This is a genomic window from Bacillus sp. MT(2024) (assembly GCF_036362845.1).
Classification (GTDB): domain Bacteria; phylum Bacillota; class Bacilli; order Bacillales; family Bacillaceae; genus Bacillus; species Bacillus velezensis.
Genome location: NZ_CP143632.1, coordinates 1,259,561 through 1,284,531, shown reverse-complemented (window position 1 = coordinate 1,284,531; position 24,971 = coordinate 1,259,561). Strand labels below are relative to the sequence as shown.

Annotated in this window: 26 protein-coding genes and 2 riboswitches; of the genes, 9 read left to right on the top strand and 17 right to left on the bottom strand. The window is 45.3% G+C overall.

The window, feature by feature from the left end; all coding sequences use genetic code 11:
- Positions 1-108: 108 nt before the first annotated feature.
- Together VP472_RS06705 and VP472_RS06700 are read right to left on the bottom strand one after the other, a co-directional pair.
- Positions 109-606, bottom strand: coding sequence for a methylated-DNA--[protein]-cysteine S-methyltransferase (locus VP472_RS06705; protein WP_146276632.1), 498 nt, complete (start codon positions 604-606; stop codon positions 109-111).
- Positions 603-2,822 (bottom strand): PAS domain-containing sensor histidine kinase, encoded by a 2,220-nt coding sequence (locus VP472_RS06700; RefSeq protein WP_070081716.1) that lies wholly within the window; start codon positions 2,820-2,822, stop codon positions 603-605. The genes VP472_RS06705 and VP472_RS06700 overlap by 4 nt, the downstream gene beginning before the upstream one ends.
- Before the next feature lie 255 nt (positions 2,823-3,077).
- Here VP472_RS06700 and VP472_RS06695 point away from each other — a divergent pair, with 255 nt between their 5' ends.
- On the top strand, positions 3,078-4,100 hold the full coding sequence (locus tag VP472_RS06695; protein WP_071391925.1) for an acyltransferase family protein: 1,023 nt from the start codon (positions 3,078-3,080) through the stop codon (positions 4,098-4,100).
- A gap of 41 nt (positions 4,101-4,141) precedes the next feature.
- Here VP472_RS06695 and VP472_RS06690 read toward each other — a convergent pair whose 3' ends face one another.
- From VP472_RS06690 to htpX, 4 genes are all read right to left on the bottom strand, one after another.
- Positions 4,142-4,312, bottom strand: a complete 171-nt coding sequence (locus VP472_RS06690) for a hypothetical protein (RefSeq protein ID WP_003154711.1) — start codon at positions 4,310-4,312, stop codon at positions 4,142-4,144.
- 1 nt (position 4,313) lies between these two features.
- Complete coding sequence (locus VP472_RS06685; RefSeq protein ID WP_146276630.1) at positions 4,314-4,988, bottom strand: DUF421 domain-containing protein; 675 nt, start codon at positions 4,986-4,988, stop codon at positions 4,314-4,316.
- A gap of 95 nt (positions 4,989-5,083) precedes the next feature.
- Positions 5,084-6,436 carry a TrkH family potassium uptake protein gene (locus VP472_RS06680; protein WP_104678941.1) on the bottom strand — a complete coding sequence of 451 codons (1,353 nt, stop codon included), beginning with the start codon at positions 6,434-6,436 and terminating at the stop codon, positions 5,084-5,086.
- Between the two features lie 159 nt (positions 6,437-6,595).
- Positions 6,596-7,489, bottom strand: a complete 894-nt coding sequence (gene htpX, locus VP472_RS06675) for a protease HtpX (protein ID WP_007407207.1) — start codon at positions 7,487-7,489, stop codon at positions 6,596-6,598.
- A 148-nt stretch (positions 7,490-7,637) separates the two neighbouring features.
- On the opposite strand from htpX, the gene VP472_RS06670 reads away from it, so the two are divergent.
- Both VP472_RS06670 and VP472_RS06665 read left to right on the top strand, forming a co-directional pair.
- Positions 7,638-8,339 carry a DUF1836 domain-containing protein gene (locus VP472_RS06670; RefSeq protein ID WP_025851714.1) on the top strand — a complete coding sequence of 234 codons (702 nt, stop codon included), beginning with the start codon at positions 7,638-7,640 and terminating at the stop codon, positions 8,337-8,339.
- A 134-nt stretch (positions 8,340-8,473) separates the two neighbouring features.
- Complete coding sequence (locus tag VP472_RS06665; RefSeq protein ID WP_003154717.1) at positions 8,474-8,668, top strand: alpha/beta-type small acid-soluble spore protein; 195 nt, start codon at positions 8,474-8,476, stop codon at positions 8,666-8,668.
- A 6-nt stretch (positions 8,669-8,674) separates the two neighbouring features.
- Here the strand turns inward: VP472_RS06665 and VP472_RS06660 are convergent, their stop codons facing one another.
- From VP472_RS06660 to VP472_RS06645, 4 genes are all read right to left on the bottom strand, one after another.
- Positions 8,675-9,853 carry an anti-sigma-I factor RsgI family protein gene (locus tag VP472_RS06660; RefSeq protein WP_003154718.1) on the bottom strand — a complete coding sequence of 393 codons (1,179 nt, stop codon included), beginning with the start codon at positions 9,851-9,853 and terminating at the stop codon, positions 8,675-8,677.
- On the bottom strand, positions 9,850-10,605 hold the full coding sequence (gene sigI, locus VP472_RS06655; RefSeq protein ID WP_003154719.1) for an RNA polymerase sigma factor SigI: 756 nt from the start codon (positions 10,603-10,605) through the stop codon (positions 9,850-9,852). Before sigI ends, VP472_RS06660 begins: the two co-directional genes overlap by 4 nt.
- 276 nt (positions 10,606-10,881) lie before the next feature.
- Positions 10,882-11,664 carry a TerC family protein gene (locus VP472_RS06650; RefSeq protein ID WP_025851720.1) on the bottom strand — a complete coding sequence of 261 codons (783 nt, stop codon included), beginning with the start codon at positions 11,662-11,664 and terminating at the stop codon, positions 10,882-10,884.
- Positions 11,665-11,910: 246 nt separating this feature from the next.
- The gene (locus VP472_RS06645) at positions 11,911-12,546 is read right to left on the bottom strand and encodes a DedA family protein (protein WP_404799128.1); all 636 of its coding nucleotides are present in this window, start codon (positions 12,544-12,546) and stop codon (positions 11,911-11,913) included.
- A gap of 577 nt (positions 12,547-13,123) precedes the next feature.
- Here VP472_RS06645 and ku point away from each other — a divergent pair.
- On the top strand, positions 13,124-14,005 hold the full coding sequence (gene ku / locus VP472_RS06640; protein ID WP_003154722.1) for a non-homologous end joining protein Ku: 882 nt from the start codon (positions 13,124-13,126) through the stop codon (positions 14,003-14,005).
- A gap of 2 nt (positions 14,006-14,007) precedes the next feature.
- Positions 14,008-15,843, top strand: a complete 1,836-nt coding sequence (locus VP472_RS06635) for a DNA ligase D (RefSeq protein ID WP_070081709.1) — start codon at positions 14,008-14,010, stop codon at positions 15,841-15,843.
- Positions 15,844-15,852: 9 nt separating this feature from the next.
- Here the strand turns inward: VP472_RS06635 and VP472_RS06630 are convergent, their stop codons facing one another.
- The 4 genes from VP472_RS06630 to VP472_RS06615 all read right to left on the bottom strand — a co-directional run bounded on the left by VP472_RS06630 (position 15,853) and on the right by VP472_RS06615 (position 17,618).
- Positions 15,853-16,407, bottom strand: coding sequence for a YkoP family protein (locus tag VP472_RS06630; protein ID WP_003154727.1), 555 nt, complete (start codon positions 16,405-16,407; stop codon positions 15,853-15,855).
- Positions 16,408-16,584: 177 nt separating this feature from the next.
- Complete coding sequence (locus VP472_RS06625) at positions 16,585-17,049, bottom strand: MarR family winged helix-turn-helix transcriptional regulator (protein ID WP_007610911.1); 465 nt, start codon at positions 17,047-17,049, stop codon at positions 16,585-16,587.
- Positions 17,050-17,191: 142 nt separating this feature from the next.
- Entirely contained in the window at positions 17,192-17,374 is a 183-nt protein-coding gene (locus VP472_RS06620) for a Fur-regulated basic protein FbpA (protein ID WP_003154731.1), read from the bottom strand.
- Between the two features lie 88 nt (positions 17,375-17,462).
- Positions 17,463-17,618, bottom strand: a complete 156-nt coding sequence (locus tag VP472_RS06615) for a hypothetical protein (RefSeq protein WP_003154733.1) — start codon at positions 17,616-17,618, stop codon at positions 17,463-17,465.
- 193 nt (positions 17,619-17,811) lie between these two features.
- Between VP472_RS06615 and tnrA the strand changes: the two genes are divergently transcribed.
- Positions 17,812-18,144 (top strand): MerR family transcriptional regulator, encoded by a 333-nt coding sequence (gene tnrA / locus VP472_RS06610; protein ID WP_003154734.1) that lies wholly within the window; start codon positions 17,812-17,814, stop codon positions 18,142-18,144.
- A 35-nt stretch (positions 18,145-18,179) separates the two neighbouring features.
- Here tnrA and mgtE read toward each other — a convergent pair whose 3' ends face one another.
- The 3 genes from mgtE to VP472_RS06595 all read right to left on the bottom strand — a co-directional run bounded on the left by mgtE (position 18,180) and on the right by VP472_RS06595 (position 21,532).
- On the bottom strand, positions 18,180-19,535 hold the full coding sequence (gene mgtE, locus VP472_RS06605; RefSeq protein ID WP_014304888.1) for a magnesium transporter: 1,356 nt from the start codon (positions 19,533-19,535) through the stop codon (positions 18,180-18,182).
- A 234-nt stretch (positions 19,536-19,769) separates the two neighbouring features.
- Positions 19,770-19,935, bottom strand: a riboswitch (M-box (ykoK) riboswitch).
- A 106-nt stretch (positions 19,936-20,041) separates the two neighbouring features.
- Entirely contained in the window at positions 20,042-20,179 is a 138-nt protein-coding gene (locus VP472_RS06600; protein ID WP_003154740.1) for a transcriptional regulator SplA domain-containing protein, read from the bottom strand.
- A gap of 90 nt (positions 20,180-20,269) precedes the next feature.
- Positions 20,270-21,532: a glycoside hydrolase family 18 protein gene (locus VP472_RS06595; RefSeq protein WP_003154742.1), complete on the bottom strand. Its 1,263-nt coding sequence runs from the start codon at positions 21,530-21,532 to the stop codon at positions 20,270-20,272.
- Between the two features lie 148 nt (positions 21,533-21,680).
- A riboswitch (TPP riboswitch) is annotated at positions 21,681-21,794 on the top strand.
- Between the two features lie 182 nt (positions 21,795-21,976).
- Between VP472_RS06595 and VP472_RS06590 the strand changes: the two genes are divergently transcribed.
- From VP472_RS06590 to VP472_RS06580, 3 genes are read left to right on the top strand one after another with little or no spacing between them, the layout of a single operon-like run.
- The gene (locus VP472_RS06590) at positions 21,977-22,576 is read left to right on the top strand and encodes an ECF transporter S component (protein ID WP_146276626.1); all 600 of its coding nucleotides are present in this window, start codon (positions 21,977-21,979) and stop codon (positions 22,574-22,576) included.
- Positions 22,563-24,200 (top strand): ABC transporter ATP-binding protein, encoded by a 1,638-nt coding sequence (locus VP472_RS06585; protein ID WP_146276624.1) that lies wholly within the window; start codon positions 22,563-22,565, stop codon positions 24,198-24,200. Before VP472_RS06590 ends, VP472_RS06585 begins: the two co-directional genes overlap by 14 nt.
- Positions 24,175-24,936, top strand: a complete 762-nt coding sequence (locus VP472_RS06580; protein ID WP_146276622.1) for an energy-coupling factor transporter transmembrane component T family protein — start codon at positions 24,175-24,177, stop codon at positions 24,934-24,936. Before VP472_RS06585 ends, VP472_RS06580 begins: the two co-directional genes overlap by 26 nt.
- Positions 24,937-24,971 lie beyond the last annotated feature (35 nt).

Here is a 24,971-nt window from a genome sequence, read left to right as displayed (position 1 = left end):
CGGACGGCTCATTTTCATCAGGCTTCGTCCTCCTTTTTCACCAGACCAACTTTTTTTACTTAATAAAATGATATGTCGGACGCGAAAAAACGGAACGTGCCATATGTTTTATTTTTCTTTATAGGATATTTGTTCGATGTTCAGCAGCACCGCTTTTACATCCGTCTTCGTGCCCGCGTATCCCGTTAAGGCGCTGTTTTTGCCGATTACCCGATGGCACGGGACAAAAATCGGCAGCCGGTTTCGTTTATTGGCTTGTCCGATGGCGCGCACCGCTTTCGGTTTTCCGATCGCTTCAGCCATATCGCCGTAGCTTCGGGATTCCCCGTAAGGAATCATCGTCAGCGCGTTCCACACCCTTTCCTGAAAGGGTGTGCCTTTTTGTCTCAGAGGCAGAGAGAATTGCTTTCTTTCTCCTGAAAAATATGATGCCAGCTGCTGTTTCGCCTCCGACAGCAAAGCGGTTTCGCACGGCTTTACGCCGGGCGCGTCTTTTTGCCATTCCTCAAAATCTTCCCCGGTGAGAAACAGGCCGGTAATAAATCCCTCTTCCTCTGTTACGATAACGGTTCCAAATGGCGCTTTTACACTTGTAAAACAGATCATTCCCCGCTCCTTCTTTCTTCCGTATTCTGCCGGATCGGAAGTGTCAAATGAAAAACCGTGCCCTTCCCTTCTTCACTTTCCACATGAATGCGTCCCTGATGTTCTTCGATGATTTTATAGCTGACCATCAGACCGAGGCCCGTTCCCCTGTCTTTTGTCGTGTAAAATGGCTCGCCCAGACGTTTTAATTTGTCTTCGGAAATACCTGTTCCTTCATCTTGAAAAGAAATCAAAATGTGGTCTTGATCAGAAGGCTGGATGGTCACATAGATATTGCCGCCGCCCGGCATGACTTCAATGGCGTTTTTTAAAATATTGATAAACACCTGTTTTAATTGATTCGGTTCACAGTAAATCGGCGGGATGTTTCCGGTCAGGTTCAGATGAATCTGCACATTGACAAGATTGGCCTGGGCATTCAAAAGATCAGCCGTGTCTTTCATAATCTGCGTCACGTCTTTTTCTTCATATAATATCGCCTGAGGTTTCGCTAAAATTAAAAATTCAGTGATGATAGACTCGATGCGTTTTAATTCTGAGGTAATGACGTTAAAGTACAGAGAATATTCGCCTTCAATGCTTCCTTGAAGAAGCTGAATGAACCCTTTCAGCGCCGTCATCGGGTTTCTGATTTCGTGGGCGATGCCCGCCGCCAGCTCCCCTACAACATGAAGAGTGTCGGATTTCCGCAGCCTCTCTTCAAGCTCTTTGGCCTCTGTGACATCTTTAAAGATGGCCAGATTCATATTTTGAATGATATTTCTTTTGAAGGAGAATTCCAGTTTGCGGCTGTCACTGCTGCTTAACAGGAAGGGGATTTCATTATCCATTCCTTCTAAATCAATCTTTCTGGCGGGAACACCCGCGTTTTCAATATCAAATAAAGAAAGAATATCCGGAACGGTGTACGCTCTCAGCTCCTCATCCGGCATGCCGAGTATACGGCTTGCGAGAGGATTCGCGTCAATAATACGGAATTGGTTGTCAAATAAGACCTTGCCGTCCATTGAGCCGTTGAATACTTTTCTGAATTTCAGCTCGCTTTCCCGCAATTCTTTTTCCATCCGCTTACGATCGCTGACATTTCTTAAAATGGTTAAATGCTGACCTTCAAGTATGGTTCGTTTTGATGTGAACTCAAGCTCTTTGTATTGGCCGTTTGCCATCTGAAACAGCATTTCTTCACGGATTTCCCCGTATTTTTCATATTTCTTCTTAATCTGCTTGTATTTTTTCTGCGGATCAACGATAAACGTACATAAATTCGTCTCCACCAGCTTATCCATCGGCAGTTCGAAAATGCGGCACGCCGATTCGTTTGCTTTGGCAATCTTTCCGTCATCAGACCAAATGACAATCGCGTCCATGGCGTTTTCAAAAATTTCGCGGAATCGCTCTTCGCTTTTAAAGAGTTTCAATTCCATCAACCGTTTCTCTGTTATGTCTCTCATAATGGACATGTAGAACCCGCTGATTAAGTTGGACGTAATCGTAAATTCAAACAGCTTCTCTTCGCCGGACCGAAGCTTGACGGGCAGTTCTCCTTTGGCGTTTCCTTTTCTGCGGAGGGTTTCCCAGATTTCTTTCAGATGCTTTTTGTTTTCTCCGTCGGTAAAATGGCGGAGCGACAGATGGGACAATTCATTCTGGCCGATCTCAAAGCTTTTGCAAAAAGAGAGGTTCGCATCAATAAACCCGCCGTCCTTATCAAACAGCACGATGCCGTCGACAGCCCTGTCAAACAAATCTTTAAACAGCTGCTCGTTCATGGAGAATTCGCGCTCTAATATTTTTTTAGAGGAGATGTCCCTCATCACCACAAAAAAATAATCCTCCCCAATTCCGTCTCTGGCGAGGAATTCAATGTATTTCGTCGCGCCGCTGTCAAGCTTAATCGGCACCTCTTTCCACAGATGGCCTTTTTTTAAAAACCTTTTCACGGCCTTATTCAGTTCTTCCTGAGGCACGGAATATAAAAAGTCCAGGACGGAGCGGTTAATAAGGCTCTCTGCCTCAATCTGCATCATCCGGGCCGCAGCCTCGTTCGCCTGGACGATTTTCATTTCCTTACGGCATATAAAAATGGCATCAAGCGTGTTATTCATAATCACATGATACCGGTTCAATTCACTCTTCAGGCGGTCATTTTCCTCTTTCATCCGCTTCAGCTGCTCTTTCAGCGACTCGTTTGTTTGCAAATCCAGAGTTTCAGCCATTCAGTACACTCCTTCTTCAAAAACCTATCCTTCAATATTTCTACAAAATACCTCATCTTCCTTCATTCGCCCTATACATTTCAGAAAATTTCAATGATATGACAAGTTAAAGTCTTTTTCTACGATCCTTACCTCCCCGTTACATCATCCTAACAATCCCTTTTGTCCTCCTTCAATTTTTTGTTTTTTATTTTAAAATGAACACCAACAGGAAATAATCATGCAGTGGATGATTTTTGAAGAGAAGGTGATGCTATGACAAAATCGCGAGACAGTTACTTTGACAACGCCAAGTTTATCTTGATTTTTCTGGTGGTGTTCGGCCATATCCTCCGGTCATTTATTAACGGAAATGAGTTTATGCTCCATCTCTACAAATTCATTTATACTTTTCATATGCCGGCCTTTATCCTGGTTTCCGGCTATTTCGCAAAAAACTTTAAGCGGAAAGGTTATGTGAAGAAGCTGGCTGTGAAGCTGATTATTCCGTACCTGATTTTTCAGGGCATTTACTCGGTTTTTTACTACTTGATTCAGGATGAAAGCATGACAAGCGTCAATCCGATTGATCCGCAATGGTCTCTCTGGTTTTTAGTCAGCTTATTCTTTTGGAATCTGCTGCTTTATCCCTTTACGAAGCTGCCGAAAATGTGGGCGCTTGGTGTGAGCTGCGGGCTTGCCGTCATGATTGGGTATCTTGATTTTATCAGCAGCACGCTGAGTCTTTCACGGACGTTTGTCTTTCTTCCGATGTTCCTCGTCGGGTTTTATTTGAAAAAACAGCACTTTGATTTACTTCGGGCTAAAAGAGGCAGGCAGATTGCCGCGGGCGTACTGGGGATTGTTTTCCTCTTATGCTGGTGCATTGATTTTGATTACTCGTGGCTGTTCGGATCGGAGCCTTATTCTACATTCGGCACAGTGTCGCTGTTGAGCGGTCTGTCACGGATCGGCTGGTATGTTTTGGCCTTTGCCGCCACTTTCAGCTTTTTGGCGCTCGTTCCGCAAAAGCGTTATTTCTTTACGAAATGGGGTACGAGAACGTTTTACGTGTATCTGCTGCATGGATTCATTATAAAAACGCTGCGGCAGATCGGGCTTGAAGATCACTTGTCTGATTATCAGAATTTAGTCATACTCTTAATGTTAACGGCAGCCCTTACGTCCATTCTCTCCAGCAATGCGGTGAAAACGGCCGCACAGCCGTTTATTGAGCTGCGGATAACAGGCTTGCTTGAAGCGGTGAAAGGAACAAGAAACGGTGCTTATTCGAAATAATGCAAAATACCTCTTAAGCGTTGCCGCCTAAGAGGTATTTTTTATTTTTTGCCGTCTTCTTTTTTCTTCGGCTTCGTCTGTTCAAGCGTTTCAATCCATTTTCCTGCGTTATAATCACCGAGCTCGCTTGAAAACTCTTCTTCAAGCAATTTAGGGTCCATCGGCTTTTTATGGTTTTGCATGTCTTTGCTGTGGCGGTTTTTTTTCGTCATGTTACTCGCCTCCTTGTTTGCCGTGTTTTGATTTGCGGTTTGCGCCTCTCAGTCCGGGATCACCGTCGTATTGTGTTTTGTATGCATCTTTGTCCATGCTCTCAGTCGGTGTGTTGTTGTTGGTCAAAGCTTCATTCTTTGCTGCTTTGCGTTTCATTTGATTTCCTCCTTCTGTCAGCAAATCTGTTTTGAATTCATTAAGCATTTTTTTTAAGTCGCGCACTGTCACGTGTTTGGCCTCATCAATGAGTTCATAGCCGATCTGTCCGTTCGGCTCAAGCAGCACATATTTAAAATCTTGAATGTCTCCGAGGCCTTCCTGCCTGATCCTCATTGACAGCTGGTCTTCGGTAAAACGCATTTTTTTTAAGTTTTCCGGGATGATTTTTCCGTTTCTGACAACGGCGACGGTTTTTCCTGAAAATAAAAACTCAAAAAAGCTTGATTTGATTTCTAAATATTCCATCAGGATCAGTACCGCAATAAAAATCGCCGCCGCGAAAATGGTTTCCCATAAATTATGTTCAATAAACGGCTGAATAATAATCGAGCCGATCGAAATCATGATGACTGTTTGGGTCACCGACAGCTGGCTGATTGATTTCCGTCCGGCAATCCGCAATAAAAAGGTACCGACCGCTATCATAACTACCGACTTCCAAAATACGGCAAACAATGACGTCACCTCTTTACAAGTAGAATCTCCAAAGAAACTGTTTCCACTCATCCATTTTACGGCAATAAAAAAACACCGCTTTCTGAAAAGCGGTGTCAGCCGATAATTATTCTTTCCTTCGGATAATGATAATTTGCTTCGATTTCTTTTCGGCCGATCAAATAAAGGAACGTCAAAATGCCGATCCGGCCGATAAACATCACAATCATGATCACACATTTTCCGATGTCGCTTAAATGCGGAGTAATCCCGAGCGACAGGCCGGTCGTTCCGAAAGCGGAACACACTTCAAAAAGCAGCCCGAGCAGCGTCTGATTTGTCTCCGTCACGGAAAGAATCAGCGTCGACCCGAACACGAGCAGAATCGCCATCATCGTAACGACCAGCGACTTCATGACATCAGCCTGATGAAGCTCGCGTTTAAAGACCTTGACCGCTTTATTCCCTCTGGCAAAATGAAACAGAGCAAGAAGGTTAAGCGCAAACGTCGTCGTACGGATTCCGCCGCCGACCGAGCTCGGTGATGCGCCGATAAACATGAGGGCACAGATGAAAAATAATGTCGGCGCCGACAGCTGGCTGATATCAATTGTTGCAAGCCCGCCGCTTCGTGTAGCGGTTGATTGAAAGAGACATAAAAATAAAACATCATGCCAGCTTTTCCCCTTCATAACATGGCTTGCTTCAAGCGCGTAAATGCCCACGGCTCCGAACAAAACGAGCATTCCGAACGTAACGGTCGTAATTTTCGTAAACAGCGTGAATGAGTATCTGCGCTGTTTTGAAAACAAAAAGTCTTTTACTTCTACGAGCACCGGAAAACCGATCGCACCGAAAATAATCAGAAGCATCGTAATAAACTGCACGAAATAGTCATGTCTGAACGGAACGAGTGAATTTCCCGTAATATCAAAACCGCCGTTTGTCGTGGCGCTGACGCTCGCAAAGAATCCGTGCAAGTACGCCTGTTCAAACGAATCATAATACGTTAAAAAATATGTTCCTAAGATGATGCCGCCTAAAAACTCGATTAATAAAATCAAAAACAGCACTTGCTTCATCAGGTTGACGATACCGGAAAACTGCGATTGATTCTGATCCACCATAATGAGCTTCCGTTCCCGCAGACCGATCCGTTTGCCCATAATGAGCCAGACGAATGTTCCAAGCGTCATAATGCCGATTCCGCCGAATTGAAGCACGAAAGCCAAAATGACAATCCCGGCCGTGCTGAATGTATCAGCCGTGTTGACGACCGTTAAACCGGTGACACTGACTGAGCTGACAGCCGTAAACAGCGCGTCTATAAACGACCAGCTGGCCCCTTGTTTGTGGGCGGCCGGCAGACTTAGCAAAATAAATGCCACCGTCACAGCAAGAAAATAATATAATGCAATCAGCTGTGCAGGCGACAAGATCTGTATGAATTTTTTCAGTTTTAATTTCATAAGATAGTTCCTTCTGCCTCTCAAATGTAGTACGTAATTATTCTAATGATATTGGGAGAATTTTTAAAGGTCTTTTTAGAAAGATTTTTCATTACCTTATGTAATTTGCCGATCTTTAAACAAAAAAACCTCTGAAACGATTGTCAGAGGTTTTGTTTATTATTTTGCTTCCAGCCTGCGGATACGCTCATCGAGATCAGGGTGTGTGGAGAACAGTGACGAATGCTTTTTGCCGTTAATTTTTAACGTCTGCACCGCCGTCTGGTCTTCTTCATTCACATGTCCTGTATAAGACTTCAGCGTACGCAGAGCGTGAATCATTTTATCCTTGCCGGCAAGGTCTGCACCGCCGCGGTCAGCGTGAAACTCTCTGTGCCGCGAGTAGGCAAAGACGACAAGACTGCCGAGAATGGAAAAGATAATCTGAAATACGATCATCGCGATAAAATGCACGACCGGTGCGAGGTCTTCTTTGACAAAGCGGCTTGCAACCCATGCCGCGATTCGGGAAAGGAATACGACGAACGTATTGACGATTCCCTGCAGCAGCGTCATCGTGACCATATCACCGTTTGTGATGTGTGCGACTTCATGGGCAAGAACCCCTTCCACCGCAGCATCATCCATCTGCTGCAATAAACCTGAAGAAACCGCGACAAGCGAACGGCGCTTAGAAGGTCCGGTCGCAAAAGCATTGACTTCCGGGGAATGATAAATGCCGACTTCAGGCATTTTCGTCATCCCTGCGGCACGGGACAATCTGTGCACACGGTCAACCAATTGCTGTTCTTCATAGCTGAGTGACTGTTTCTTCGGATTTAACACCCGGACGCCCATCATCGTTTTGGCCATCCATCTGGACATTCCGAGAGAAATAAAAGAACCGACAAAACCGACGACAAGACTGAACACGAGCAATGCCATCAGATCAATGCGGCCATTTTGTATATACGAGCCGACACCGGTAACGCTTGTAATAATCGTAAGCACAATTCCGATTGTCGTAATGACCAAAAGGTTCGTTAAAATAAACAGAAATATTCTTTTCGCCATAATTACCTCCGTCTTTTTTAAGATCAAAAGAACTTATTTAATTAAATTATAAATGATCTGTTTGAAAATGCAACAATTTCGACGTATGATGTTAATGTAATTCTCAGTGATATTAGAAAGTGAACACGTAATCAATCAGAGGTGAACCATGAACACGTTTAAACTGACCCGAACTGATATGGTCCGGCTTCTTTACGCGTTAAAAGGCCAAGGAGACGCAACTCCTCTCCAAATCTTATTGCAATCAGCGGATATGACATTGGATGAAGCGGAAAGCCGTCTGCATATCCCTGAATTTCTGACGAGATTCGAACGAAAAAAAGAGAAAAAGGAATACGGGCTTTCAACTAACGAGATTGTCGAGCTGGGAAATCTGTGCGAGCTGACGTCTTTAAAATCAACCGCCGTCCAAAACTGGGTGAAACGCGATATTAAAGATTTAATCGGCCACCCCTTACTCGGCAAAAAATATACAATTGAACAAGCTGTCATCCTTCTCATTGTACGTGATTTAAAATCAATTTATGACTTCGAACATATACGCGGCATATTAAAAATCGCTTTTAACACGATCACAGACAGATCAGACGACGTCATCAGCCCGATCAGCTACTATGAAAGCTGCGCCCAAGTGATTGATTATCTTCATCATAAGGCAAACCCGCCGATGAAGGAAACGAGCCTGCAGGAGCTCGTTGAAGAGCAGACGGACAAGCTCAAAGGCTGCTTTAAAGAACTCGGAAGCGGACAATGGAACGATATCAGATCCATCATCGCGGTCACGGTGCTCTCCGTTTTGACTTTCCATATTCAAGCCTCAGCCTACAAAATGACCAGCCATTTATTATAATTCATAACGCTTCTTCGCCCCGGTGTCTGCGCCGGGGTTTTTTGCTGTACAACAATTGCCAGCATAATCAATACCGTTCCGTTTGAAACTAAAATGCGTAAACACATCTTGCCAGAGAAAAGGAGATGAAAAAGATGGCGAGCAGAAATAAACTCTTAGTTCCAGGGGCTGAGCAGGCACTTGACCAATTTAAATACGAAGTGGCTCAAGAATTCGGCGTGAACCTTAGCTCTGATACAGCAGCACGCGCAAACGGCTCTGTAGGCGGGGAAATGACAAAACGTCTTGTACAGCAGGCTCAATCACAATTAAACGGGAAAAATCAATAATGCAGCTTATTCGCCGGGACTTCTCGGCGAATTTTGATATTTATCGGCATTCTCCTTTCCGTGCCGGTAGCCGTTCGGATTCCTGCGGTCTGACGAATCTTCATGATGCCGATAGGAGTCCCAATGTTCATTGCGATCATGATTCCGCTGATTCCAGTAATGATTGTAATACTTTTGCTTAGGCTCTTTGTCATTTCCGTTTTCCTGAGGATTTTGTGTTGGGGGCTGCTCTGTTTCCCCATCTTGTTCCTTCTGTGTGTTTTCTTCTGATCCGGAAGCTGCATTTTTGTCGGTTTGCTGACTGCCGTCCTGACTGTCCGGCTTCGCTTCTTCCGTGCCGGGCGTTGTTTCATTGTTTTCCGGCTTCTCTGCTGCCTTTTCTTCATCAGGAGCTGTCTTTTCATCAGCCGCCGGCTTTTCTGTGTCCGGCTGCTTGCTTTGATCAGCGTCTGTTTCGGTATCTTTTTGATCTGTTTCATTGCCGTCGGTTTGCTTTTCAGACTGTTTTTCTTCTGTTTTCTTTTCGTTTCTTCTTATGTAGCTGCCTGTTGACATCCCTTCCTGTTTTGCTTTTTCTCTTGTTTCCATATCAGATTCAAGAGATTGGACCTGGTAGGTGCCCTTATATTTTTCAGTCATGTCAGCCAGCTGTTTTTTAACGCCTTTTTTATATGTATTGTCATCTGTATTTTCATAAACCGTGGAAATTAAAATCTCTTTTGATTCCTTTACATATCCATGCTTGCTGCAATCGGTAATAATATTACTGATGACTTCCTTAAAATCGCTGCTTTTCCAATCTCCGATGTCACTGATGACCTGTTTGGCGTCATGGTTCAGCGGTGTCAGTTCAATGACTTCATATTTGCTGTTTAAAGCCATTTCAATGCTGGGATTAATGTCAAGCGTCATATACGCGTAAGCTTTGTTATCAGAAAAAACCGGGAGCAAAATTAAAATAAACAAAATAATAGCAGTCATCGTAAACACTCCCAATTTAAAAGGGCGCAGTTTCAGAAAATCAAAAAAGCTGGCCCTTCTTCCCATACGCGTTTCGCCTTCGAACGTAATTTCCTCTCCGATTTCACAAGTGCGGTGATCATTTTTTGTTTTTAAAAATTGTCCGTCAGGGGTTAGCAACGTGACGAATTTTTTATTTTTCTCTACTATGATCCCTCTTCTCATGAGTGCAACACCCCTTTAAGATAATCTTTTAAATAAATATAATCACCTGTAATAATAATACTCATGGCGATGATATATTTTCGGTTCCGTTCGATCGTTTTTCTGCTGACCGACACGAGCTGCTCCAGCTGTTTGACAGGAAGCTGTTTTTTCTGGTGCAAAATGGACGCCAGCTCTTCATTTTCAACAAGCGTGTAGGCTACCTTAATCGCATTCTGCCTCGCATCTGTATGCTTCGGCGATTGTTCCAGCAGCTCTTTAAAAGACAGGCCGTATTCTTTCAGCTGCTTCTGAAAAAAAAGAATTTCTTCCCGGCGCTGTTCCTGTTCTATCTGTTTGCGGTATTCATCAATGGAAAGCTCCGCTTCGATAAGGCTCTGCGAAGATTCCTGATCGTCGCCCTCCTGCACATCCATATTGATATGCTGAGCGGTTCTTGCTTCTTTTCTGATATAGTCTATCACTTTTCTTTTTATAATCAGCTCTGCAAATGCAAGCAGCGAATTACCTTTTTCAGCCGAATACTTTTCAATGGCTTCGTTAAACGCGATCAGCCCGATGCTGAATTCGTCGTCTTTTTCATCTATATATCGTTTACAAACGGATGAAACCGTCTTCGCGATAAAAGGCTTATATTGCTGTATTAAATCGTTCTGCAGATCTTTGTCGCCTTTTTGTATTTTTTCAACAGATGTTTCAAGCGTTTGCTTCTTTTTTCCCAATTTAAACAAAAGGCTAAGCACTGGTTTCACCTCAGTTCCTCCCTATAACTACTCATAATCATAGCTAATTTAGTAGGGATTCGCAAAGGAAGAAAAAGAGAAATCGATTTCATTTGTCTCAATTATGACAAGCCAATAAGACGTACTATACATGATTTCGTGCCCCCATGCATAATTAAGGGGGTTTTCTCTGTGTTTTTTGTAACAATGCTGTTATAAAATTGTTATCATATGTCTTAAATGTAAGCGTTTCAAACAAAAAAGGGAACCTGCTTTTTAAAAAGCCAGACTCCCTTTTTGATCATTTTACGCGTGTTCTCTTTTTTCCGATGCCGCGCCGGACTCTGTTTGTTTTGCTCCTGACATAAACCATCCGCAAACCGCAATGGCAGCCAGAACCGCCCAGAAAATGATTTTCCAGGCCGCCGAATGGATGACATCTGCCGGAATTATACCGAGTTCCTCATGGGCCAACGTATAAAGAGCGAGCTTCACGCCTACCCATCCGACAATCACAAATGCCGCCGTTTCAAGGCCCGGCCTGGTTTTCAGTAAGGATACGAACATTGATGCCGCAAAACGCATAATGATTAAACCGATTACGCCGCCGGCTAAAATAACGAGAAACTGACCGCCGTCCAAGCCGCCGATGGCGGGAAGCCGTGTTCCCGGGAGCGTTACGGCAAGCGCGACCGCCGCTAAAATGGAGTCAACGGCAAAAGCGATGTCTGCGAGCTCCACTTTCAAGACAGTCTGCCAAAACCCGCTTTCTTTCTGCTTTTTCTGACCGGCGTTATCTTTGAATACATACCGCTTCAGCAAATGGCTGACCGCAATGTAAAACAGATATAAAGCGCCGACGGCCTGGACCTGCCAAACATTCACCAGAAATGAAATGGCGAACAGCGACCCGAAACGCAAAATAAATGCGCCCGCCAATCCGTAAAATAAAGCCTTCTTCCTTTGTTTTTCTGGAAGATGCTTCACCATCACAGCCATCACCAGCGCGTTATCCGCCGCCAAAATCCCTTCCAGCCCGATTAAAACGAGAAGAACCCATCCATACTCCAATAATAATGCAAAGTCCAATCCATTCCCTCCGTTTCTTTTTTCTATCATCCGAGCTTATACCGGCGGTTTTTTTACGCAAAAAAGACCTTTGCCGATATAAGGCAAAGGTCTTGCTAGACATGAATGATTGGCATGCCAACAAAGCCGATGGATATGATCCATGAATTGACGACTTTGTTTCCGGAATATCCGGACGCTACTCCCCTTTGGGATTTCAAGAAATATTTGTTTATACGCTCATGATAAAGCCTGTTTCATCATTTGTCAACGCTTAACTTTTTTAACAAATTGAGAAATTTTTTCTGTTTTGATCCGCTGTTTTCTTCTCTTCAAAAACATCCAAAGAACGAGAAGCAACACAATGAATATACCTAGCGGCAGCATATATTGATCGAGAATGGAACCGACGCTTTTCCAATTTTCCCCGAGTTTCATTCCGAGGTATACGTAAGCAAATGTAATCGGCAGCATCGCTGCATATGTATAGAGAGAGAACACCCAGATATTCATCTTTGCAATGCCGCACGGCAAAGAAATCAGCGTCCTGACCCCCGGTATAAAACGGCCGCTGAACGCTACCAAACCTCCGTGCTTCTGAAAGAAATCATCTGATTTCTCCAGGGATTCGGGTTTTATCCATATATACTTTCCATATTTCAGCAAAAACGGCCGACCGCCCAGCCTGCCGATCCCATATAAGACAAGCGGACCTGAAACACCGCCGAGCGAACCGGCAAACACGGCTCCGGCAAGCGTCATATCCCCTTTTGAGACCCAATAGCCCGCAAGCGGAAGAACAATTTCCGCCGGGATGAATTCTATACTGAGCGCCAAAAAAATTCCGGCGTAAGATAAGCTTTTAAACGCTTCAATTATTGATATGATGAAATCTTCGATGATCTATCACTCCCGGCTTACGTCTATATTCTGAAACTTAAGAATGATTTTAACACAAAACCTTGAGGCTGAAATATCTTTTAGACATGCCCGTTATAAATGTGAGTCGTTTCGGATCGGTATAGCAAGGAGGGAATGACATGCGCAATACAACATCCCGCCTTTCTCCTGATTGCTCCTGGCGGCGGTTACATCACTTAAGATCTCCGGAAAAGTTACCCTTCGCGGTAAGCGGCGGCTGACCGGAATTCAGTTCATATGGGCAGTGCGTTTTGCCGGGATCTTTGCCATCGCCGAATCTGTTTTATGGGAGCGGGAAATTCTCTCAGTCACTACATGGAAATGCGTGGGCATTTCCCGGGGAATGATTCTGTATAATCTTTTTGATCAACCATTGATGATTTTCGGGGACTTCAGCGATTTAAAGAACTTACCGATTCACATGCGATTTCCTTTTCAGCCGGCCATTACCGCATGAGGAAATGGAACAGCCGCTCCATGAACGCCGCATCACCCATAAGTTGCTACACATGGAACGGACCCGTTTATCCACAATAAAGACAAAAAGGAGTTTTTATTCATGCACACGATGTGGAAGGGTTCGATCAGTTTCGGCCTCGTCAATATCCCGGTCAAGCTCTTTGCGGCCACTGAAGATAAAGATATAAAATTCCGCAGTCTTCATAAAGAAGACCATGCGCCGATTAAATACGAAAAAATCTGCACCGGATGTGAAAAGAGTCTGGAGCCTGATGAAATCGTGAAAGGCTATGAGTATGTAAAAGGGAAATACGTCATTATGACAGACGAAGACTTGAAAGACGTAAAACAGGAACATGAAGAAAAAGCGGTTGAGATTGTTGACTTTGTCCAGCTGCAGGAAATCGATCCGATTTATTTTAACCGGTCATATTATGTCGGTCCGGGAGATAACGGCACAAAAGCCTATACACTTCTGCGGGAAGCGCTGAGGACGACGGGTAAAATCGGGATTGCCTCCATTACGATCCGCTCTAAACAGCAGCTTGCGATTCTTCGCGTGTATGACAACTGCATCGTGATGGAATCCATTCATTATCCGGATGAAGTCAGAAATGCCGGACATGTGCCGGGCGTTCCTGAGCAGACAGCCGTTAATGAAAAAGAGCTGCAGACGGCGATCACGTTAATTAATGAGCTGACAACCGAGTTTGACCCGGAACAATACGAAGACACATACCGGAAAGCCCTTCTCGCCAAAATTAACGATAAGCTCGAACATGAAGAAGCGGGCGTGACACCTGCTCCTGCCGGCCCGCGAGAAGATGTCATTGATCTTGTCAGCGCGCTTCAGGCAAGCATTGACCGGACGAAGCGGCCGAATCGCGAACAGGCTGCACCGGCACGGACAAAAGACACAGCGTCAGCTGGCGGCGGAGGCAAAAAGCAGAAGACGACCAGACAAAAAGCCGGAACGTCTTAATCATGGTGCTGACGATGCAGCCGATTTTGACCTCTGTACCGCCTGAAGGCAGTGAGTGGCGCTATGAGGTAAAATATGACGGATTCCGCTGTCTTCTCCGCATAGACGAAAACGGCGTTACATTAACCAGCAGAAACGGACAGACGCTGACGAATCAATTTCCGGAAATCACGGCTTTTGCGGCCCGGTGTTTTCAGCACATGAAAGACAGGTTCCCCATTACGCTTGACGGAGAGCTTGTCTATTTAATCAATCCATACAGGGCGGACTTTGAGCATCTTCAAATCCGCGGACGTTTAAAACGGACCGAAGCAATTAAAAGCACTGCTGATAGACGGCCGTGCCGCTTTCTGGCATTTGATCTCCTCGTTCTGGAAGGCGCCGGCACCGTCTCATTACCGTATGTGAAACGGAAGCGCGCCCTTTCCAATCTGCTTAAAGAAGCAAATCTTCCCGCCTGCCCTCATCACTTAGCGGAAGAAGCAATTCAATACATTCCGGAGCACACTGACTTTGATGCGCTTTGGGACAAGGTCGTCCGCCATGACGGAGAAGGTATCGTAGCCAAAAGGGCTTCCAGCGGATGGGCGGAAAATAAACGCTCTCCCGACTGGCAGAAGTATAAACATATGAAAACGGCTCACGTGCTATTAACCGGATTCAATCCGAAGAACGGGTATGTGACGGCCTCTGTTTTAAAAGACGGCATCGTCGTCCCGATCGCTTCCGTTTCCCACGGCATGCAGGCGGAAGAAAAAAACGCCGTCAGAACCATTATGGAGACCTACGGAAAAAAACAAAAAAGCGGCGAGTATACACTTGAGCCTTCTATCTGCATGACCGTGCAGTATTTAACCATATTGCAGGACACGCTGCGTGAAGTATCTTTTGTGTCCTTTCAGTTTGAAATGGATTGGATGGAATGCACGTATCAGCAGCTTATCCTCCGCTCTAAAACGCTGCCGCCGAAGCTGCAGTTCACAAGCCTGGATAAGATCGTTTTTAAAAAACGTGAAAAAACGAAAGCAGATTTCCTTAGTTATATGGTGAAAATGAGCGATTTTCTGATGCCCTTTCTTAAAGATCGGGCCGTCACGGTGATCCGTTATCCACATGGCGCGCCTGGCGAATCTTTTTTTCAAAAAAACAAACCGGACTACACGCCGGACTTTGTCTCAAGCGTGTTTGACGGGAGCCACGAGCACATCGTATGCAGCAGCATACCGTCACTTCTATGGCTGGCTAATCAGCTGGCGCTTGAATTTCACGTTCCGTTTCAGACAGTGCATTCTGAAAGGCCCGCAGAAATCGTCATTGATCTTGATCCTCCGTCAAGGAATGATTTTCCTATGGCAGTGGAGGCTGCGCATGTGCTGAAACAGCTGTTTGACTCATTCAGCATGACGTCATTCCCGAAGCTCTCCGGAAATAAAGGCATTCAGCTCTACATCCCGCTTTCACCGGAAGCATTCACCTATGAAGAAACCCGTGCGTTCACAATGCTCATCGCCGATTATTGCGTCAGGACGCGCCCGGATCTTTTTACGACAGAGCGGTTTATCAAAAACCGAAACGGCAGGCTCTACCTAGATTATTTGCAGCATGCCGAAGGGAAAACCATTATCGCCCCCTATTCGACCCGGGGCAACGAATTGGGAACGGTTGCGGCTCCCCTTTATTGGAGCGAAGTCAACTCCTCTTTAACACCTGATGATTATACGATCGATACAGTAGTGAACCGCGTCAGGACAGAGGGAGATCCGTTTTATGATTTTTACCGGAATCCGCAGGACGGCCCGCTTTCAATCGTGCTTGAGCAAATCAAGAGAAAGAGCTGACGCTTTTGGTCAGCTCTTTTCAGTCTGATACGTGCACATCAATTTTTCTTTGGAAATAAATAAATAGCAGGAGTAAGGAATGTTTTTGAGGGTGAGCTGTTTTGCAGTAAAGTATAAAATCGGAAGATGGGCCGCTTTCTTAAACAGCCTGTAGCAGCCGCTGGACGGTTTTATCACATCAAAACCGAGTCTCGCCGCTCCTTTATGAAGCATTGTAATGCCGACGACTCCCTTAATCTCGTCTTTCCGTTTATGCTGGTTAATATAATCCGCTAAATGAGGCATGGATTGATATACCTTCTGATATAGCATAATCCCCCTTCTGACCGCGCTTTCAATAGGCTGCAGCTCTTTCAGGAGTTTGACATTATGAAGATGGATCTTAACTAACACGTCGTTTTTTTTAATTCTGGTTCCGTCGCTCAGGATGACTTCTTTTCCTTTATATCTAGTCAAACGGACGCGGAATACATTCGATTGCCGTTTATCAATCAGCGTCAGCCGGGTAAAGAAGAAATAAAGCGGATCAAGTAAGTACCATATAGACAGCAGACAGCTTCTCACATGTTCACCTTCTTTATATTCAAAGCACCCTCATATTTTGGCATGGGGCATGTCACATTATGATTGGTAAATAATGATGCCGCCCTGTATCAGCTTATGCAAAAACCGCGTCAGGCTCTACTGTCCGGAACATAAAAAACACTCTTCGTGAAGAAGAGTGTCTGTATCCGCTTTCTTTTAACGGAAAAGCAAATGCTGGCTGTGAATTCCCGCTTTTTTCAGTAAGGCTATCAGCTGTTCCTGTTCCTCAGGCATAAGTCCTGAAAACGCTCTCGCAATTCTCAATGAATGAATCGGATAAATTTTATCCAAATACTCGTTTCCTTTATCAGTTAAATGGGCGTAAACAGACCGTTTGTCCTTCGGGTCTTGTTCTCTGACCAAAAACCCGTTTCTTTCAAGCTTGTCGATGACATAGGTGACATTCCCGCTGACAAGCAAAAGACGCGACCCGATTTGCTGAAGCTTTTGCGGTCCTCTCGTATAGAGCAGCTCCAAAACGGCAAATTCAGTCGGATTAAAACCGTGTTCTTTACTGTCGCGGATACTGTGTTCAGACACACTCTTGAAAGCCCTTGCAAAAACTTTGTACAAATTCATCGAACGCATCACTTCTTCTTCGTTAAATGATAATCTCATCATATCTACCCCGTATTTAAGATTTTTATAAAAAAATAATGTAAACCCTTACAATTCATAAGAGTCGTTCTTTGTTTTATATTCTATTCGTGCCGTTTTTCAGAATTCCTTCTTTTTTATATAAAAAAATACCCTTATACATCATTTAATTTGTATAAGGGTTCCGTTCTTTATAGGGAATGTTCCGAAAAAAATACGCGTATTCCTTTCTCAGCTCCGTAATTGTCATGGAATTAAGTATTTCTTTCGTATAGACTCCGATCTGCAGAAGCTTTTTGGAATAATGGTTTCTCTCTTTATCCAATGCATTTTGAAGCAAACGACTCATGACGGCCTCCTTTGTTTTCCGTTATTCTATGATCAGAATAACGCTTTTATATCAAAGATGTATAAAGCCATTGTAAAACTTCTGTAGATTATGATGTTTTTCGGTAAAGTCCGTTCTGGACGGCTCTGAGCAGCGGAAAAGCGTGTTCCCCGGCAAGCTGCATGAACGCCTCCAGCATTTCATCTCGTTTCATATCTAATTCAATGATTTCTTTTGCCAGCGAAACCGCTTTTTCTTTCTCCATTCCTATCCTTCCTCCTCATTGTATCTGTATAATAAGCATAAAACGGGGCACAGGACCATGCATTAACCTTGTCAATTTTTCTGCCGCTTTTTTTCTAAAATTTTCTATTCCGCGTCAGAAAACCTGACAAGCGTCAGGTTTTTTCTCTTTTTTTCTTATATAATATGAGTAAAAGACATCCAGGGGTGGAAAAATGACGACAGACGAACAATCTTACAAAGATAAAAAAGTAATCTCGATCGGCATTGTAAGCGAATTAACCGGATTGTCAGTCAGACAGATCAGATACTATGAAGAACGGAAATTAATCTACCCGCAGCGATCATCACGGGGAACGAGAAAGTATTCCTTCGCGGACGTTGAGCGGCTGATGGATATTGCCAACAAACGGGAAGACGGCGTGCAGACGGCCGAGATTTTAAAAGACATGCGAAAAAAAGAACAGGCTCTCAAAAACGACCCGCAGCTCCGCAAAAAAATGCTGGAAGGACAGCTTAATGCTCATTTTAAGTATAAAAACCGCTGATCAAAAAAGTCCGCCTCCTGTGAGACGGACTTTTTTTATAAAGCATGAAGAAATGCAGTTGCAATGCCGAAATAAATTAATAAGGACAAAATATCGTTCAGTGTCGTAATCAGCGGGCCTGACGCAATCGCCGGGTCAATGTTCAGTTTATGAAGAATAATAGGGACGATCGTTCCGGCCATCGTACCGATAATCAACGTTGCAAGCAGCGATGAACCGACGACAAAACCGAGCGTTAAGTCTTTCTGCCAGACGGTTGCGACAATCGTTATCGCGATCGCACAGACGATGCCGATGTAGATACCGGTTCTTAATTCACGGAAAATCAGTTTAAAGATGGTTTTTTTATTCATTTCTTCTTTAGCCAGTCCTCTGATGACGACGGCGAGTGACTGTGTGCCTGTATTACCCGTCGTTCCCGCGATCATCGGCATGAAAAACGCGAGGGCGACTACTTTTTGCAATGTATCTTCAAAATAATTCAGAATGCTTCCGGAAATCAATCCGATAAACAAAAGCAGAATGAGCCACGGCAAACGTCTGTACGCCGCCACGTATGCTTTCGTATCAAATGTAATCGCCTTACCGGAGGCTGCGAATTTTTCGTAATCTTCATCGGCTTCTTTGATCACGACGTCGATAATATCATCGACAGTGACAATACCGACAAGCACATTATTTTCTTCCACGATGGGAATGGCTAAAAAGTCATACCGCTGGATCAGCCGGGCGACTTCTTCCTGGTCTTGGAGCACCCCGGCCGAGATGACACGCGTAAACATAAGATCCTGCACTTTATCGTCAGGCTCGCCGAGAATTAAATCTCTGTAAGAGAGCACTCCGACAAGCTGCTTGCTGTCATTAATCACGTACAAGTAGTTAATTGATTCTGCGATTTCCGCAAAGCTTTTCAGCTTCACGACCGCATCTTTTACTGTATAATGCTGCGGAATCCAGACGAAGCGGTTCGTCATCATCCGGCCCGCCGATTCTTGCGGATAGTTCATCAAAAGCTGTACGGCCTTTGATTCCTCAGCCTCCATACTGGATAAAAGCTGTTCTTTCAGTTCTTCATCCATCTCTTCCAGCAATGCGGCGAGATCGTCGTTATCCATTTTATTCATTGCGAGAGTGGCTTTCGTTTTACCGACTTTATGCAAAACGGCAAGCTGAAATTCCCGCTCCAGCTCTCCGATCATGTCGGTGATGTCATCAACCGTCATATATGACAGATAGCGGGCTCGGTGCTTTTCCGGCATTTCTTTAAATAAAAATGCCATGTCATAGGGCTGAAGCTCATCTATCATGTTTCGGAATTCTTTTATTTTTCCGTCCCGCAATAAAATGATAATGCGTAATATGAGTTCGTCATAGGTCATGTTTTGGACCATCGGGACTCGTACCTCCTTTACGGAGACGCGCCGTCCGTCAAGGGAAGTGCGGCGGTTTGTCTCCTCATCATGTCGTCACTGGTTATCTGGCTGTATATGGGTACTTCTTCTGACATACTCGAATGGGGAGAATCCATACTCCGCACCTCCTTATCATGCTCAGTCGTGTACGTTTTGAGGCATAAAAAAAACCTTCCGATATGAAGGCGAAAACAAGCACGGCAAATAAACGTGCGGAGCCTCCAATCGTAGAGCTTTAGCACTGTATGGCATAGGACAGCCATCCAGCTGCGTTAAGAATCACCTTATGTCGATGATTCCTGTTGACCCATTGGCGTCTTTGGACATTTTTGGGCAGCAGCGTATCTCCATACAGGAGCCTCACCTAACGAAGTTCTTATTTGAATTGACACACTGAGATTACAGAAAAAAAAGGAATGTGTCAACCTTAAATTTGTGATTTCAGCACATGCCTATAAAATAAACGGAATAAAGGCATAAAACCCTTATTCCGGCAAATCGCTTTCATCCTCTTCTGAAAGGAAATGATAGGATTCATGCAGCATGAGCGCGTATTCCCCTTCTTTCGTCGGGTGCGGTACATACTCAGCCTCGTTGATATACTGCTCTTCCCTTTTCTTCATATGACAGACCTCCTTTTCAATTTTAGATTGTCCAAAAGAAGCTCCATTATCATAGGAAAGAAAAAATCACTTACGGAGAGGGACATGCAGCTATATTTTTCGGATCGTGAAAAAGTTCCTAAGCAGCCACGGGCCCGGTTTGAAACCGAGCGTTAATTGCCACGCGCCGATCGCCTGCAGTCCGAACTCCCGAACGAGAACCATTTTTTCACTCATGCTCCGTACATCCTCAAACCACACTTCATGCGTTCTTCCATTTTCATCAGTATACCGGAAGTAAGGGGAACGCTCCTGCTGGGAATAACGGATCATTGATTGATGCTTCATCGCCGTTTCCATGGCGCGCTGATTGGAGATGGCGGATCCGATCGTTCCCGGACGGTACGGAATCACCCAATCATACCCGTACAGCGGAACACCGAGAATCACTTTTCTTCTCGGCACCCTGCTGATGGCAAAATTGATCGTTTGCCTGACCTCTGTCAAAGGCGCCACGGGTCCCGGCTCACTGCCGGCGTGGTGCCAGTCGTACGCCATAATGAACATATAATCGACGACGGCTCCGATTCCGCCGTAATCATATCCCCTCAGCCACGGCACTGCATCACTTGTTTTCGCCGGAACCGATATCGTTAACGCGAGCTGATGCTCTGAAAGCCGGGTTTTTAACTGCCGGAGAAATCCTGTGAAGAGATCCCTGTCAGCTTCTCTGACCCGTTCAAAATCGATATTTACACCGCCATATCCCTTTCTTACGGTTAAGGAGACGATATTGTTGACGAGATTCGTTCTTGCCGCCGGATTTTGCAGCACTTGATGGGCTAATTCCGGACTGAATCCCCCTTCTGTCAGATTCGTAATGACGGCAAGCGGGCGCACTCTGTTCTGCCATGTGGTTTCTATTGCGGTTCTGTCGTTTAAATCGTTCATGATATCTCCGTTCGGGCCGAAATGATATTCAAACAAAGAAATCGCCGAAGAATACGGCGCAAAATCATTAATGAGCTCTCTATCCGCTTCAGGCGTCCGAATGACATAAAATTGCAGGGTTCCCGCAAGATAGTTAGAGATATCAGGGATCTTCACTTTCATACCCGTCCGCAGCCGGTTCGGCGGAATATCCGGGTTTGCCTGCATCAGCTGCATCTGCGGCACATAAGCCTTACCTGCGATAACGGCATACGTATCATTCGGCTGAACCGTATATTCATTAAGGGGGATTAAAAGCGCCTGTCCCGGCACGATATTCGTTTCCTCAAGCCCGTTGACGCTTCTGATGCTGTCAACAGGATATCCGTACTTTCTGCTGATGGAAAATAACGAGTCGCCAGACTGCACTGTATGAACAAACATAGATGTCCTCCGTTTCCTTTTGATCAAAAGGGCTCTTCTTATCTTTATGAATGATCCTCCGGTCCGATTCCAAACTCTGTTCGGAGAAAGGCTGTTTACAAATCAGACATGATCAACTATGATGATGTCATCATAAAAAACTGTATAGGAAACGCACTAGGGGTGCTGTTATCGGCTGAGATAAAACATGCGGCAAGCGTGTTTTGATCCCTTATAACCCGATCTGGATAATACCAGCGTGGGGAAGTGCAGATTGACCGGAGCGCAGGGTTTTTCCCCATGCGTTTTCGTTCTGCTGCTGCATATTCCCTCGGATATGCAGTTTTTTATTTTTCATTAAAAAACGGGGGAGGACACCGCAATATGAAACTTACGATCAATCGTCTTTCGTAAAATCAACTCTTTCATACAAACAACTATCCGATAAGAAAGCAGGAGATCACAATGAAAAATTGGAAAATGAGAGAAATTGTCGTCATGTCCGTCATCAGTGTTGTATTTGCTGTCATTTATTTAGTATCAACTCATGCAAGCAATATAGCGGCAGGATTTTTCGGCCGGATGAGTTATGAACCGATTTACGGTATCTGGTTTATCGTCTCGGTGATTGCCGCGTACATTATTCAAAAACCGGGAGCGGCTCTCGTTTCTGAAATCATCGCCGCGTTTGTGGAGTGCTTACTCGGAAATCCGTCAGGACCGATGGTGATTCTGATCGGGATCGCACAGGGAATCGGTGCGGAAGCGGTCTTTTTAGCGACACGCTGGGGGGTGTATACCCTGCCCGTGCTTCTTTTATCCGGTATGGGGTCTTCTGTGACAAGCTTCATTTATGACTTGTTCGTTTCCGGATACTCTGTTTTGAATCCGGGTTTATTAGCCGTCATGCTTCTCATCCGTCTGGTCTCAGGTGCGCTTCTTGCCGGCCTTCTCGGCAAAGCAATCAGTGATGCGCTGGCTTACACAGGAGTGCTGAACGGCATGGCGCTCGGAAAACAATTCAAGAAGAAAAAGAAACAGGTGAACCAAGATGCAGGCATCTGAACCCCTTCTATCGGCCAGCTGTCTTACCTTTTCTTATGATCAGGATGAAAAGCCGATTTTTCAAAACGTGTCCTTTCAGCTCCGCAAAGGAGAGCGGGCTTTATTGCTCGGGCCGAGCGGATGCGGCAAAAGCTCGCTCGCTCTCTGTTTAAACGGTCTGTACCCGGAAGCATGCGATGGGGTTCAATCGGGAACCGTTTCTTTATACGGAACACCTCTTTCACATCTGACAGAACCCGCCGCCAGATCCATCGGCGTCGTGTTTCAAGATCCGGACCAGCAGTTTTGCATGCTGTCGGTTGAAGATGAAATCGCCTTCGGTCTGGAAAATTTGCAATATACAAAAGAAGATATGGACGCGATTATCGATGACGTTTTAGAAAAATTAGAGATCACTCATCTGAAAACGCGAGCGATCGCTTCGCTGTCAGGCGGTTCAAAACAAAAAGTGGCGCTTGCCTGTATTATTGCGATGGAACCGGAACTCATTATTTTGGACGAACCGACGGCACAGCTTGATCCATATTCTGCACGTGAATTAGTGCGGCTGATCAAAGATCTTCAAGCAAAAAAAGGCTTCGGCCTTCTCGTTATCGAACATCAGCTTGATCACTGGGCGCCGTGGATGGACAGGACGATTGTCCTTGACGAAACGGGTCAGAAGGTGATGGACGGAGAGACGGACGTTATCTTTGAAACAAAGATTGAAGAGCTGATGCAGCTCGGCATTGCGATTCCGCGTGTAATCTCATTGCAGGAGCACGTCAGCATTCCTTTTACCTTGTGTAAAGAAAATTTGTTTCACGAACCTGTACCATCACTGCCCCAACCCAGGCCCGTTGCGCTTTCAGCAGAAGACGCGCTGAACGTTCACGGGCTGTCATTCTCAAGAGGAGCTGACGTCATTTTTCAGGATGTGAGCTTTTCCGTAAAAAAAGGGTCAATCACCGCGATTGTCGGCCCTAACGGAACAGGAAAATCCACGCTCCTTTCTGCCGCGGCCAAGCTCATCCGTCCGCTGGGCGGAGACATCAAAATAGGCGGCAGACCGATTGATTCCTATTCTGAAAAAGAGCTGCGGCGACAGATCGGATATGTTTTCCAAAATCCTGAACACCAGTTTGTCACAGATTCCGTCATTCAAGAGCTGATGTTCGGTTTTGAAAGCAACAGAGCCGCAAAGGAGAAAGCTCTTCAGCTGTTAACCCGATTCGGCTTGAGACGCCATGCCTCACAGCATCCGTTTTCTTTAAGCCAAGGACAAAAACGCCGGCTCAGCGTCGCGACGATGCTTATGCACAATGTGAACGTTTTGATGCTTGATGAACCGACTTTCGGACAGGATGCCAAAACGGCGCGGGAGTGTATGCAAATGCTCCGTGAGATTCAAAAGGAAGGAACGGCTGTTTTGATGGTGACACACGATATGGAACTCGTCTCGGATTATGCCGACACGATCCTTGTGCTCTGCGGCACGAAACTGGTATTCCGGGGAACTCCCGACGCTTTGTTTTCTGATAACATCGGGATCGCCGAGCAGGCACATTTGGCTTTGCCGCTGCGGTATGAATGGATGAAACACGACAGGAGGCGGAGAAATGAACTTGCGGCTGGAGGCTGTTAACCCGTCAATAAAGGCGGCGGCTGTATTGTTATGCGTCATTATGCTGTCGTTTATTTATAATCCGTACACCCCTGCTTTGTTTTATATCATCATTGCGGGAGGCGTCCTCTCAGCGGGGCGTGTGCCGCTGAAAAAATGGCTGCTGTTCACGATTCCGTTTGTCATTCTGGCCTTCGGTTCTTTATGGACAGCCGCCGTATTCGGAAACGTCCCGACAACCGGAAGCAATCTGCTGTTTAAGCTCGGGCCGATTGCCGTCAACAGTGATAATGCGGCGCTCGGGATTTCTATCGCGTTTCGTATTTTATGTTTTTCTGCTTTGTCGATGATGTTTCTTTTTACAACCGATCCGATTCTGTTCATGCTCAGTCTGATTCAGCAGTGTAAGCTGCCGCCCAAGCTTGCATACGGCGTTATCGCGGGATTCCGGTTTCTCCCTCTTCTGAAAGATGAAATCCTGATCATCCGGCAGGCGCACAGAATCAGGGGTGCGGCGTCTGATTCCGGGCTGAAAGAAAAGCTCTCCGCCTTCAGGCGCTTCACCATTCCGCTATTGGCAGGCGCAATCAGAAAGGCGGAACGCACGGCGATCGCGATGGAATCTAAAGGCTTTACGGGGAGCCGAAACCGCACGTTTTACAGAACTGTTACTGTGCGCCGCGCCGACTGGTGCTTTTTCCTGCTCGTGCTTCTGTTATTCGGCGCAAGCTGGCTCATTTCATTGTTGTTTGTATAAAAACAGGCCGCCGGAGTGATTCGGCAGCCTGTTTT